The sequence below is a fragment of the Cetobacterium sp. NK01 genome (assembly GCF_024506395.1).
Classification (GTDB): domain Bacteria; phylum Fusobacteriota; class Fusobacteriia; order Fusobacteriales; family Fusobacteriaceae; genus Cetobacterium_A; species Cetobacterium_A somerae_A.
In genome coordinates this window covers 79,634-93,064 of sequence record NZ_JANIBO010000005.1, presented here as the reverse complement: position 1 = coordinate 93,064, position 13,431 = coordinate 79,634, and the positions used below count along the sequence as shown (strand labels likewise).

11 protein-coding genes are annotated in these 13,431 nt (G+C 26.7%); 6 read left to right on the top strand and 5 right to left on the bottom strand.

The features are described from left to right. Positions 1–131 precede the first annotated feature (131 nt). Both NON08_RS13815 and NON08_RS13810 read left to right on the top strand, forming a co-directional pair. Positions 132–497, top strand: coding sequence for a YbaN family protein (locus NON08_RS13815; protein ID WP_256692201.1), 366 nt, complete (start codon positions 132–134; stop codon positions 495–497). 189 nt (positions 498–686) lie between these two features. Further along, a complete protein-coding gene (locus NON08_RS13810) occupies positions 687–1,973 on the top strand; it encodes a sulfurtransferase (RefSeq protein WP_256692200.1) in 1,287 nt (428 codons plus the stop codon). A 44-nt stretch (positions 1,974–2,017) separates the two neighbouring features. Here the strand turns inward: NON08_RS13810 and NON08_RS13805 are convergent, their stop codons facing one another. From NON08_RS13805 to NON08_RS13790, 4 genes are read right to left on the bottom strand one after another with little or no spacing between them, the layout of a single operon-like run. Further along, the gene (locus tag NON08_RS13805) at positions 2,018–2,821 is read right to left on the bottom strand and encodes a MerR family transcriptional regulator (RefSeq protein WP_256692199.1); all 804 of its coding nucleotides are present in this window, start codon (positions 2,819–2,821) and stop codon (positions 2,018–2,020) included. A 1-nt stretch (position 2,822) separates the two neighbouring features. Further along, entirely contained in the window at positions 2,823–5,849 is a 3,027-nt protein-coding gene (locus tag NON08_RS13800; RefSeq protein ID WP_256692198.1) for an efflux RND transporter permease subunit, read from the bottom strand. 2 nt (positions 5,850–5,851) lie between these two features. Further along, positions 5,852–6,913: an efflux RND transporter periplasmic adaptor subunit gene (locus NON08_RS13795; RefSeq protein ID WP_256692197.1), complete on the bottom strand. Its 1,062-nt coding sequence runs from the start codon at positions 6,911–6,913 to the stop codon at positions 5,852–5,854. Between the two features lie 14 nt (positions 6,914–6,927). Further along, the gene (locus NON08_RS13790; RefSeq protein ID WP_256692196.1) at positions 6,928–8,166 is read right to left on the bottom strand and encodes a TolC family protein; all 1,239 of its coding nucleotides are present in this window, start codon (positions 8,164–8,166) and stop codon (positions 6,928–6,930) included. A gap of 235 nt (positions 8,167–8,401) precedes the next feature. Here NON08_RS13790 and NON08_RS13785 point away from each other — a divergent pair, with 235 nt between their 5' ends. The 4 genes from NON08_RS13785 (at position 8,402) to NON08_RS13770 (ending at position 12,446) form a co-directional block, all read left to right on the top strand. Beyond that, positions 8,402–9,799: a tryptophanase gene (locus NON08_RS13785; RefSeq protein WP_023051438.1), complete on the top strand. Its 1,398-nt coding sequence runs from the start codon at positions 8,402–8,404 to the stop codon at positions 9,797–9,799. Between the two features lie 124 nt (positions 9,800–9,923). Beyond that, positions 9,924–10,232, top strand: coding sequence for a hypothetical protein (locus NON08_RS13780; protein WP_256692195.1), 309 nt, complete (start codon positions 9,924–9,926; stop codon positions 10,230–10,232). A 53-nt stretch (positions 10,233–10,285) separates the two neighbouring features. Continuing rightward, positions 10,286–12,073: an adenine deaminase gene (gene ade, locus NON08_RS13775; RefSeq protein ID WP_256692194.1), complete on the top strand. Its 1,788-nt coding sequence runs from the start codon at positions 10,286–10,288 to the stop codon at positions 12,071–12,073. Positions 12,074–12,098: 25 nt separating this feature from the next. Next, positions 12,099–12,446, top strand: coding sequence for a DsrE family protein (locus NON08_RS13770; RefSeq protein WP_256692193.1), 348 nt, complete (start codon positions 12,099–12,101; stop codon positions 12,444–12,446). Positions 12,447–12,780: 334 nt separating this feature from the next. Here the strand turns inward: NON08_RS13770 and NON08_RS13765 are convergent, their stop codons facing one another. Next, positions 12,781–13,380, bottom strand: coding sequence for a sigma-70 family RNA polymerase sigma factor (locus tag NON08_RS13765; RefSeq protein ID WP_256692192.1), 600 nt, complete (start codon positions 13,378–13,380; stop codon positions 12,781–12,783). Between the last annotated feature and the right edge of the window lie 51 nt (positions 13,381–13,431).

Sequence of the window (13,431 nt, the reverse complement as noted above, 5' to 3'; positions counted from 1 at the left end):
ATATTTGTCTGTCAAAATAATATTAGCACAGCGGATTTAAATTTGCAATAAAATATATTTAAAAATTAAAATATTTGATAACCAAAGTAATATATGCTAAAATGGTATAAATTATTATATGGAGGATACTTATGAAGAAAAAATTATATTTAATATTAGGGTGTTTATCTTTGATTTTAGGAGCTATCGGAATATTTTTACCTCTTTTACCAACAACACCTTTTATACTTTTATCTGCATTTTTATTTGAAAGAAGTTCTGAAAAATTTCATAGATTGTTGTTAGAAAATAGAGTATTTGGAAAATATATAAAAGATTATACGCAAAAAAAAGGAATAACATATAAAAATAAAATAATAGCAATAAGTGTAATGACTTTAGGAATGGGGAAAGGTTTTCTTTCGATGCAAGATATTTATGGACGTGTATTTCTTTTAATAGTATATTTAGTAGTTTTAACTCATATTTTAAAATTAAAAACATTGAAAAAAAATTAAATTATAGAAGAGTTAATTTTTTAAGTTATTAATAGATTTAATTGATAAATTAGTATATAATATAATGTATTTATATTGTGAGGTGATTACTTTGAAATGAGTTAACTGAGGATGGAACTTTTAGGTTAAAAGTTAAAAATTTATTTGGCAAAGTGTTGTCTTAAAATATAAGTTAGGGAGAAATACAGAATGAAAAAAATATTATTTTTACTAATAATTTTATCAACAATTTTATTAGGAAAGGATATCTCAACTAATGAGCTATTAAAAAATCTTAATAATTCTGAATGGATTATAGTTGATACAAGAGATAGTAATGAATATAATGGATGGAATTTATCTAATCTAAAAATAAATGGACATATAAAGGGAGCTACTGATTTATCTGCTAATTGGCTAAAAACAAAATATTTAAGTTCTAATAATAAAGAGATATTGAAGCAAAGAGTTTTAGAAAAAGGAATTATATCTGAAAAAAACATTGTTTTATACGGAACAACTACCGAAATTAAAGAGGTAGAGAAATATCTAAAAGAAAATGGAATAAAAAACATTTATTTTTATGATCTTGAAAAAAATAAAGATTATAACAAATTGCCTTTTGAAGCATATGAAAATTATGAAATTCTAGTTCCTGCAACTTGGGTAAAAAATGCTATGGATAAAAATGAGATTAAAGTTTTTGAAGTATCTTGGGGAAGTATAAAAGATGCTGCTGTATATTTAGCTGGTCATATTCCAGGAGCACCACATATTAATACAGATAGTATAGAGCCACCACCAAAATGGATGCTAAATACGGATGAAAATTTAATTAAATTTGCGGAAGAGATGGGAATATCTAAAAATGATGCAGTTGTTCTTTACGGAGAAGATGTAATGGCTTCGTATAGATTAGCTATAATTTTAAAATATCTTGGAGTAAAAGATGTAAGAGTTTTAAATGGCGGTTTAGATGCTTGGAAAGATGCTGGATACAAAACAGAAATGGGAATTGTTAAACCAACTCCAATTAAAGATTTTGGATCTAAAGTTCCTTTAAATAAAAATTTAATAGTAAATGAAAATGGAGCAAAGCAAGTTTTAAAAGATAATAAAAATTCAAAACTTTTAGTAGATATTAGATCATATAATGAGAGAATCGGAAAAGAATCAGGATATTCATATATGGATAGAAAAGGTAGAATTAAAGGATCCGTATGGGGAAAATCTGGAACTAAATCAACAACATTGGAAGACTATAGAAATATTGATAATACAATGAGAAATAGTTATGAAATTATCTCTATGTGGTCTGGATTAGGAATTAATACAAATAAAGAGTTAACATTTTTCTGTGGATCAGGATGGAGAGCAGCAGAAGTATTATTTTATTCTCAAGTGATGGGATTAAAAAATAATGCTCTTTATTCCAATGGTTGGATGGAATGGAGTGAAGATAGTTCAAATCCAATTGAAACAGGGATAGAGAACTAAATAGCAAAAAGCAGCTTAATAAATAGGCTGCTTTTTCTTTATTTTTAAATTATTGGGATTCTCAAAAGATATAAAAAATCTTTTTTACTTTTAAACATAATTAGATCTGTGAACGTTAAATAAAACTCGTTTTTAGGTGAATATCCATTTTCTTTTATCCAATTTAAAAGATTTTCAATAATATTTTGTTCTTCAAAAGTACCTTTACCATAAACACAAGCATATTTTCCTTTAGGAATAACTATTGATTTATTTGTATGATTTTCTTTCATACTAGCAATAAGACAATCTTTAGTAAATCTATTTTTTTTCCAATTATTAAAGGAAACCTTAAACCCTCTTAAAACAGGTGTTAAATTATTACTAATTTCAAAATTATCAATATTTTTTAATGTTTTGCTTAATTCTCCTAAAGAATGAACAGGGCCATTATAAATAATCCCTTTAATATCAGCAGTTTCATCTATAAAGGGAATACCAACCTTTTTTTCTAATTGGAAATTTTCTTTAAATTTATTCCAACTTTCAACTAGTTCTTTTTCTGTATTTTTTAGTTTTTTTATTTCTAATTTTGTTTCTAATAACACTTTTTCAAATAGTTGTAAAGTGTGTTCATAATCCATATTTTCAAAATGACTTTTTATATATTCAATAGAAAATCCCAAATGCCTCATATGACTAATTACTTTTAATGTAATTATTTGCATAGGTGTATAGTAACGGTAATTAGTATCGTCATTTTTAAAAGCTGGAGAAAGTAAACCAACCTTATCATAATATCGTAGAGTTGATATTGGAATATTCGTAGATTTAGAAACTTCTCCTATTGTAAAAAATTCATCAAACATATTATCTCCTAGTAATCTTTTTTATATGTTTTTTCATATCATCAACTAGATAATAGAAAACAGGAATAACAATTAAGGTAAACAAAGTAGCGGTAGAGAGTCCAAATATAACAACAAAAGACATTCCAGCATACATTTCAGAACCATCACCATTACTTAAAGCTAAGGGGATCATTCCTAAAACAGTAGTTAAAGTAGTCATAAGTATAGGTCTAAGTCTTGTTTTACCAGATACAATAAGAGCTCGGTTAATATTATCACCAGCTTCTCTTCTAATATTTATAAAATCAATTAAAACTATAGCGTTATTAACAACTATTCCAGCAAGCATTACAAAACCAACAGCAACCATAGCATCAAGATTAACTCTAAATAAAGCTAAACTGTACAAAGCACCCATAGTTGAAAGAGGAATTGAAAGCAAAATAATAAATGGAAAAATAAAAGATTCAAATTGCCAAACTAAAATAAAATAGATTAAGAATATGGCAACTAAGAAACTTATGAAAAGTTGATTTCCCATATTAGCTATATCGGCACTATCTCCACCAAATCCAAAAGAAATACTTTCAGGGATACCTAAATTATTAAACGTTTCTATAATAGAATTTTTAGCGCTTTGTAAATCAAATCCATTTTCTAAATTAGCAAAAAGAACAACTTTCTTTTTTTTATCTTTTTTTTCAATCTTAGATGGACCTTCTTCTAAAACAAGGTTAGCTATATCAGAGATTCTAATATTTTTTCCATTATCTAAAGTAATCCGAGAGTCCATTAGTAGTTTTGTAGAAGTTCTATATTTTTTTTGAAGTTGTACGGTCACATCAATCTCTTGATTATCACTATTTATCGTGATTGGCTGTCCTCCTAAAATTTGGGTTTTAATCATTAGTGCTAGGCTTTCAATGTCAACTCCATAAAACTTGGCTTTTTCTCTATCCACAATAATCTTCCCTTCAGGTTTTCCGCCTTCAAAAGAAGAGGAAATATCTGTTATTCCATTGATATAGTACATTTTTTCTTTTAACTTTTCAGATATTTCTTTTAGTTGTGATTCATTATCAGAGTAAAGTTCAAATTCAACATCGTAAATACCATCAGAACCGAATACATAAGAAGGAATAACAGTTAAAATAACATCTGGAATACCTGTAAAAGTTAATCTTAAATTTTTAACAATTTCTTGTAAACTTTCCTTTCTAGATGTTTTTAGTCCAGCATTTATATTTAAAATAGCATTGCTAGTATCTCCAGACATAGTATATGAGTTAACAATAGATATATCTTTAACTTTATTTTCTAATATACTTCCAATTCTATTGCTCATATTTATATCGGCACTAGAAGGAAGTTTCGCAACAATAGCGAATCTTCCTTCATCAGTTGTAGGAATAAATCCTCCGCCTAACGTTGAAGCTGCAAAAATAGAACCTATAAAAAGTAATATAGTTAAAATAGCAGTAATTCCTCTATTTTTAATAGCCCATCTTAGAATTGAAAGATATATTTTTTTTAGTTTTTTTATAAATTTTCCTTCTGAGTTTATATCTTTTTTTTCATTCAATATTTTACTTGAAAGCATAGGAACAAAAACCAAGGCAACAATTAATGAAGCAAATAATGAATAAGAGATAGAATATGAAAGATCTTTAAATTGTTCCTTAGCCATTCCTTCTTGGAAAACTATTGGTAAAAATACAGAAACTGTTGTTAAAGTTGATGCTAAAACAGGAAGGCCCATTTCAGCGGCTCCATCTTTAGCAGCTTGAACTCTATTCTTCCCAAGTTCACTCAGATGTCTATATATATTATCTAAAACAACAACAGAGTTGTCAACAAGCATACCAATTCCTAAAGATAATCCCATTAGTGAGACAAGGTTTAGTGTTAAACCTTGAGCATTTAAAAGGAAAAATGTAAAAATAACAGATATTGGTATAGCTACAGCAATAACTATAGTAGCAGATATACTTTTTAAAAACAAATATAATATACCTGAAGCTAAAATTAAACCAATAATTCCAGTTTCTTTAACATTATTTATTGAATTATTAATTGTAATTGTAGAGTCAAAGTCGTAATCGATAGTAGAATTTAAAGGTAGGGAGTTTTTAACTTTTTTTAAAGTCTTATTAATAGAATCTACAATTTCAATAGCGTTTCCATCATCAGTTTTAGCAACAACGATAACTAGACCATCGGAACTATTTTTTCTAAATAAACTAGAAGGGTCTTTAGTATCAATTCTAATATCTGCAACATCTTTTAGTCTTAGAAGATGACCATTATCATTTTTTAAAATAATATTTTCAATTTCTTGAGGAGTTTTTAACTCCCCTTGAACTTTTATATAAAACTCTTTTTCACCCTCTTTAACTTGTCCACCAGGAATAGTAGTACTTGCCCTAGATATTAAATTAGAAACTTCTAAAATTCCAAAGTTATAGTTTTCGAGTTTTTCAGGATCAATTTCGACTAAAACCTCTTGTTCTTTACCACCAAAAATTATAATTTGCGAAACACCTTCGATTCTCTCTAAAAGTGGTTTTAAACTATTTTCAGCATAAGTTCTGACTTCCATGGGGTCTCCTCCAGACATAGTTAAAACAGCAGCTGGAATAGAACCCATAGATTGTTCTCTAATAGATGGTTCTTCAATATCTTCAGGTAATTTATTTTTTATTTGGTTAATTTCATTTTGTATTAAAGTTATTTTTGTTTCGATGTTAGTTCCATATTTAAATTTTACATTTATTTTTGATGTCTCTGAACTTGATGTAGAAGAATATTCTGTGATACCATCAACATTTGGAAGAATATCTTCAACTTTTTTAGTAATCATTTTATCAACATCTTCAGGAGTAGCTCCTTTCCACTCAATAGTAATTCTAACGGTTGGATTGGATGTATTTGGCATTAGTTCTATTGGCATTTTTGATAGACCTAATAGACCAAAGAATATCATAGATATTATAATCATTGTTGCTGTTGCAGGTTTTTTTATAGAAAATTCAGAAAGTAATCTCATGACTAAATCTCCCTCACTTTATCGTTATTATTAAGAAGATATTGTCCTTGAACAACAACTTTATCTCCCTCTTTAAAATTCTCAAAATATATTTCTTGAAGATTTCCTTGAGAGATTCCACGATCAACTTTATAAATGATGGATTGATTGTCACGAATAACTGCAATATATGAGTAAAGATCTTTAATCATAACAGCTTCTTGAGGAACAAAAAGTCCATTAATTTCCATTTGCTCCATTTCTACTTTACCATACATCCCTTTTAAAATAGATTTGTCATTGTTTGGAATTTGTATTTTAATATTATATTTTTTTGTATTAGTATCAGCAGATAAATTTATTTCACTAACTTTTCCAATAACGGTTTTATCTAAATCTGAAATATAAACTTTAGCTTCTTTTTCAGGAGTTATATTTTTAATATCTTCTCCATTTACAGCAATTTTTATTTCCATTATATTATTTTCAATCACAGTTAACAGCTTAGAATTAGAAGATATTTTTTCGTTATTTTTAATATCCAAATCCGTTATGACTCCAGATATATCAGATTTTACAAAAAGTCTTTTATAATTATCATTGGCTCTTATAAAATTAGCTTCTGCAATTTTTAATTCACCTAAACTTTGCTCCATATTATTTTTAGATTGAAGATACAGTTCCTCTGAAATAAGTTTCTTTTCAAATAAATTTTTATATTTTTCAAAGGAAATTTTAGATGTATTATAATTTGATCTAGATTTAATTAGTGTACCTTCTGCTTCAAAATAGCTAGCTTCAGTAGCTGCATCTGTTAAAGTTAAAATAGTTGTTTCTGAATTAATTATATCTCCATTTTTATATCTAATATTTTTAGCATAACCTCCAGTGGGAGTTATAATACTAACCTCTTTTAAGGGATTTATATCTCCATTATAAATTTTAGTATTTTTAATATTTTGGATTTTTAATTCTTGAACCTTAACCTCTTTGATAATTTCAGATTTTACCTCTTGAGTAACTTTTTTATCTTTACATCCAACTAAAATTAGAGTAAAAAAAAGTGTAAGTAATATTTTATTCATTAAATCCTCCTGTATTATTTTAAAAGTGATAGATACTGTTGATAGTATAAGAAGTAATCAAGTTGAGAGTTTATATGAGTAATTTGAGCCTCTCGAAGTTGTGATTCACTTTTTAAAAAATCAACAGAGTCAATAATTCTATTAGAAAATTTCTCTTTATCAATTTTAAATGTTTCAAAAGCTGTTAAAAGAGCCTTTTCATTTGTAATAATAACTTCTTTAGCTGTTATTAAATCTAAATAAGCAGTTTTAATCTGTTTTTTTAATATCTCTAGTGAATCTATTTTTGAAATTTTTTGCTTTTCAATCTCTAAAGTTGACTCTTTATAACTATCAATGCCACTTCCAAAGTTAAAAATATCCCATTTAAAAGTAATCCCAACTCTCCATTCCCAGTCATTATTAGATTTTGAAAAACTTGACTCCTCTAAAGATTCATAACCGTACTCTAAATCTACTTTAGGAAGGAAACTGCTTCGATTACTTTTAGAATTATACTCACTAATTAAAATATTTTTGTCTAGTTTTTTAGAAAGAGTACTATTCGATAAAGCTCTTTCAGTATCTTTTTTTAAATCAATATTTATTGTCATAAAATTTGAAAAATTCATTTCTTTTAAAATTATGTTTTCTTCAATATTTAATCCTAAAAGATTTTTTAAAGTAAGTTCTTGAGCAATAATATTATTTTTAATTTTAAGGATTGATGTTTCGGTTTGATATAATGATGTTTCAATTTTCAAAACTTCACTTTTATCGATAAGACTAAGATTGTAAAATTCTTGTTGTTTTTTTAATTCTTCTTGTTTCTCTTTTTGAGAAGTCTTATATACATTCAAAGTTTTCTTAAGTTGAAGACAGCTAATATAAGTTTGAATAACATTTAACTCTAAATTAATATTTTGGGTAATATAGTCATTTTCTTCAAATTCTCTAAGAGCTTTACTACTTTTAATATTATAGTAAAGTTCACCACCTGTAAAAATAGGCTGTGATAGATAAATACCATTTTGAAAAGAACTATTTAAGTTTTTTGATTCATCATGATCAATGTATATAGTTTGTGCTCTAAGAGAGGGAAGAGCATTTTTAATTTTTACATTTTCATTTAATTTTTTTTGTTTTATAGTAATATTTTTTTCTTTGAGTTGTCGGTTGTTTTTTTTAGCTAAATCAATAGATTTATCCAATGTTAACTCTATAGAAAAAGTAACTATATTCAAAGTTAAAAATAGTAGTAGGTATTTTTTCATAGTTTCTCCTTATTAATAATAAATTCACAATATGAGATTATAAACTATAAAGTAAGTTGAGAGTCAAGAAATTATGATAATCAAATTAATATAAAACATAACTTAATTTGACAAAATGAATTTTAATAGGGTATATAAATTTATCAAGAGTTTGAATAAAATTCTAAAAAGGAAATACCGTCCGCCTATCTGAAAACAGATGACCGGGGTAGACTAAAAACGGAGGTATAACGTTATGGCTATCAAGTATGTTCCAGAACCATTTAGAATTAAAATGGTTGAAACAATTAAAATGACTACATCAGAAGAAAGAGCAGAAAAAATTAAAGAGGCTAATTACAATCTTTTTAATTTAAGAGGAGAGGATGTTTACATTGATTTATTAACGGATTCAGGAACTAATGCAATGAGTCAAGATCAATGGGCAGGGGTAATGAGAGGTGATGAAGCGTATGCAGGAGCTTCAAGTTATTTTAAATTAGTAAATACTGCTAAGGATATTTTTGGATATGAATTTATTCAACCAGTGCATCAAGGAAGAGCAGCAGAAAAAGTGTTATTTCCAACTTTTTTAAAGTCAGGACAATATGCAATTTCAAATATGTTTTTTGATACAACAAGAGCACATGTTATCCTAGCAGGAGCAAGACCTTTAGATTGTGTAGTCCCAGAGGCAAAAGATCCAGGTAAAAGATCTAAATTTAAAGGAAATATGGATGTTGAAAAAATGGAAAAATTAATACAAGAGTATGGTCCAGAAAAAATAGGATTAGTAGTATTGACTATTACAAATAACTCTGCTGGTGGACAACCTGTTTCAATGAAAAATGCTCGAGAAGTCGCAGCTATTTGTAAAAAATATAATATACCATTAAATATAGATGCAGCACGTTATGCAGAAAATGCATATTTTATAAAAAGAGATGAGCCTGAATGTGCAAACATGTCGATAAAAGATATAATAAAAGAGATGTTTTCTTATGCAGATTTCTTCACTATGTCAGCAAAAAAAGATACAATAGTTAATATGGGAGGACTAATAGGAGTAAAAAATGCTGTAGAAAATGCAGATATGATCTTAAAAATAAAAGCAAATTGTATAAGTTTTGAAGGATTTACAACTTATGGAGGGCTTTCGGGAAGAGATTTAGAAGCACTAGCTATAGGATTATTAGAAGGAATCGATGAAAACTTTTTAAGATATAGAATTGGACAGATGGAGTATTTAGCTTCTCGTCTTGATGATGCAGGAATTATATATCAATCTCCAGTTGGTGGACACGGTGTATTTGTAGATGCTTCAAAAATTTTCCCAAATATACCATTTAATGAGTTTCCAGGACAAGTCTTAGCTATAGAACTTTATAAAGAAGCAGGAATTAGAAGTTGTGATATAGGCTCTTACATGTTAGGAAATGACCCAGATACAAATGAGCAATTAGAAGCAGATTTTGAATTTACAAGACTTGCTATTCCTAGAAGAGTTTACACACAAGCCCATTTAGATGTAATAGCAGATGCTCTAATAGCGATAAAAGAGAGAGCTCATGAAATCACAAGAGGCTACAGAATAACTTGGGAACCACCGATATTAAGACACTTCCAAGCTTCCCTAGAGATTATAGAAGATTAAATCATTAGTTTAGAAAGCAGTATAAAATAAAATTTAAATATAATTATAAAGTTGTAGGAATAAAAATTTCTACAACTTTTTTATTAAGGTGGTATAATATAAAAAAATAATTTGGAGGAAAATTGTGGAGAATAAAATTTTAAATGATAAAGTAAAAGAAAAAAGATTTGAATTGATATTAAGAATATTTGATAAAATTGATTTTCAAAGAATTGAAATTCCTGAAGAATATAGTGAAGATACTTTTTTTGATTTTTTAAAGTGGAAAATAGGGACAAGCATATCTTTTAGATATGATAAACAATTAAATTTTATATATAGTCAAAAAAATGAAGGTTTACAGGAAAAGCTACTAAAAAATTTAGAATATGATTTTAGACAGGAGCAGTTTGAGATATTATCAAATATATATTTTGAATTTGGGAAAAAATAAAGGTAACAATAGCTCTTTACAGTAAAAAAGTTATAAAGAAAAGGAGTGATAATATGAAACTTCAAGAACGTAAAGAGCTAGTAGAGGTTGCTTTAGGAAAAAAATTAGCAGATTTAGTTTTAACAAATGGAAACCTTATAAATGTTTTTACAGGAGAGATCTATAAGGCAAATATTTATATATATAAAGAGTATATAGCTAATGTAGTACCGATAGAGGAGGATAATGTAGTTACAGGTAAAAATATAATTGATTTAAAAAATAATTATATAGCACCTGGATTTATCGATTCACATGTTCATATAGAGAGTAGTCATTTAACTCCTGATAATTTTGCAAAAATTGTTGTACCTAAAGGTACAACGACTATAATTGCTGATCCTCATGAAATTGCAAATGTTTTAGGAATAGATGGAGTAAAATATATGATTGAAAAATCAAAAGGATTACCAATGAATCAATATTTTTTAATTCCTTCATGTGTACCATCTGTCTTAGGATTAGAAAATGCAGGAGCGGAATTTACACCAAATGATATAAAAAAAATGTTTAATTTAGAACGTGTTTTAGGTCTTGGAGAAGTAATGGATTTTATGGGCGTTATAAATCAAAGTAAAAGAATGACTAAAATAATTGATGTTGCTATAAGAAAAGGTGTATTTGTGCAAGGGCATGCTCCTGGATTAAAAGGAAAATCTTTAGCAGGTTATATCTGTGGAGGTCCTATTTCATGTCATGAATCTACAGAAGGAGAGGAAGCTCTAGATAAATTAAGAAAAGGTATGTTTTTAGATGCAAGAGAAAGTTCAATTTCTAAAAATATAACAAGCATAATAGAAAAGATAAAAATAATAAAATCACTTAGAAATTTGACATTATGTACTGATGATAGGGAAGCTGGAGATCTTTTAAAAGAGGGAAGTGTAAACCATTGTGCACAAGTGGCAATAAAAGCAGGATTAGATGCAGTAGAGGCTATTAGAGCAATAACTTTAAATCCAGCTCAAGAGTATAAATTAGATAAAATAGGTGGAATTGCTCCAGGATATTTTGCAGATATTGTTATATTAGATAATCTTATAGATTTTAATGTTATGAAAACTTTTTTTAAAGGAAAGTTAGTAGCAGAAAATAATCAGTTATTAGATAAGTTAGTTTCTCAGACTTTGGAAATAGAAAATTTAAATAGTATTCATCTTAAAGAACTTAAAATAGAGGATTTTATGATTAAAGCACCTATTCAAAATGGCGAAATTGAAATAGAAGGACTTGTATATTTAAATAAAAATGATTTACTTACGGAAAGAAAAAAATTAAAAGTAAAAGTTTTAAATGGTTATATCGATATTTCAGATTCTTCAGAATTAAATTATGTTGCTATAGTAAATAGACATAAAAAAATTGATAATATATCACTTGGGGTTGTAAAAAATTTTCATTTAAAAAAAGGTGGAGTAGGAACGACATATTCACATGATAGTCATAATCTAACTATTATATATAATAATCCATTAGAAGCACTAGCAATATCTGAGAAAATAAAAGAAATTAGAGGTGGTATTGTAGTTGCAGAAAAAACAGAAATTTTAAAAGAGTTACATCTACCAATAGCAGGAATGTTATCTAGAAATTCAGCAGAAATTTTATCAGTTGAAATAGAAGAAATGAATTCTGTTTTAAAAAAAATGGGAATAGAAGCTGAATCTCCTATAACCAGACCTAGTACAATTGCGTTAATAGTTATACCAGATGTAAAAATAAGTGATTTGGGTTTAATTGACGTAAAAACTCAAGAGATAATAAAATTATTTGACGAGCACGGAGTAAATAGTTTATTTTAATAAATTATAAAGGAGATAATTAAAGATGATAAAAACAGTTTTTGATATCAATCAAGAAGAACGATGGAATACTCTAATTGGAAATTTAAAAAATGTAGTAAAAAGAATGAAAGAAATAAATTCTGAATATTCATTAGAAGTGGTTATTATGGGAACTGCTATTAATGGTATAAAAAAATTATCAGACATTGTAGAAAAAGATGATTTAGAAGAGTTAATTAATCAAAAAGTAGTATTTTCAGTTTGTAACAATACAATGAAAAAATATAATGTTAAAAAAGATGAGTTATATGACTTTATTCAAATTGTTCCTGCAGGCGTTATTGAATTAGTTTTAAAACAACAAGAGGGATATAGTTATATAAAACCATAAAAATAAAGGACAGCTAATTGAGATTAAAGCTGTCCTTTATTTTAAATTCATTTGTATGAAGAACGAGGAATTCACAATTGTTTTTTTACAACAAATTAAAGCTTCTACAAAATTTAACTTAAATTCTGCCCATAAAATTTCACTATAATCTATATTAAAATATCTATATGTCCCGTGAAAAGATACAGTATTTAGTTTTAAATTTTTTATTAATAAAGTTAAATTTTTCTGTATGGTTAAAATCTCTAGGTTCTAAAAAATATTTAAATTTGTAAAAAAGTATAAAAAAAAAAAAGACTTAAGAAAAAATCTTAAATCTATTTTTAAATATTTATTAAAAACTATCTTCGAGATAACTTTCAAGATAATTATGGATTTTTTTCTTTACTCTTTGAATTGTATTATCTATTTTTTTAGGTGTTTCATTTAATAATTTTGAAATTTCAATATATGTTTGTTGTTTACATAAATAATAAAACACTTTTTTTTCTAATTCACTCAGATTTTCAAGCAAAAAATTTTCTAAAAGTTTAACTAATTCTTTTCCCAAAAGAACATCTTCAGGTGAGTATAGTGATAAAGAAGGTGAATGGTAATAAATTTGTTCTTGTTGTTCATGAAAACTTTTTCCTTGCATAGCTGAGTTTAAATTTTTGTATTTATCTGAATTATGATTTTTTACAGCTGTAATCATTTGTCGTTTAATACAAAGATTCGCGAATGTATTGAAACAAGCGTTTCGATTTTCATCATAGGATTGGATAGCTTTAATAAGACCTATAAATCCTTCCTGAATAAGATCGTTATTATCTCCTCCTTTTAAGAAAAAAGAATGACTATTTTTATAAACTGTTCCATGAAACTCTTTAATAATTTTTTCTAAAGAGTATTCATCACCTTGTTGTGCTAAAATTAAATCTTTTTTTTCAATCATGATTTTATCTCCTAATTCTATATTAAATTAGCAAAAAATATAAATTAAAAA

Bases quoted from the DNA above. Each gene is read 5' to 3' on its own strand.
- NON08_RS13795 (WP_256692197.1), bottom strand. From the start codon at position 6,913: ATGAATAAAATATTACTTACACTTTTTTTTACTCTAATTTTAGTTGGA.
- NON08_RS13790 (WP_256692196.1), bottom strand. From the start codon at position 8,166: ATGAAAAAATACCTACTACTATTTTTAACTTTGAATATAGTTACTTTT.
- NON08_RS13785 (WP_023051438.1), top strand. From the start codon at position 8,402: ATGGCTATCAAGTATGTTCCAGAACCATTTAGAATTAAAATGGTTGAA.
- NON08_RS13770 (WP_256692193.1), top strand. From the start codon at position 12,099: ATGATAAAAACAGTTTTTGATATCAATCAAGAAGAACGATGGAATACT.
- ade (WP_256692194.1), top strand. From the start codon at position 10,286: ATGAAACTTCAAGAACGTAAAGAGCTAGTAGAGGTTGCTTTAGGAAAA.
- NON08_RS13765 (WP_256692192.1), bottom strand. From the start codon at position 13,380: ATGATTGAAAAAAAAGATTTAATTTTAGCACAACAAGGTGATGAATAC.
- NON08_RS13800 (WP_256692198.1), bottom strand. From the start codon at position 5,849: ATGAGATTACTTTCTGAATTTTCTATAAAAAAACCTGCAACAGCAACA.
- NON08_RS13810 (WP_256692200.1), top strand. From the start codon at position 687: ATGAAAAAAATATTATTTTTACTAATAATTTTATCAACAATTTTATTA.
- NON08_RS13815 (WP_256692201.1), top strand. From the start codon at position 132: ATGAAGAAAAAATTATATTTAATATTAGGGTGTTTATCTTTGATTTTA.
- NON08_RS13805 (WP_256692199.1), bottom strand. From the start codon at position 2,821: ATGTTTGATGAATTTTTTACAATAGGAGAAGTTTCTAAATCTACGAAT.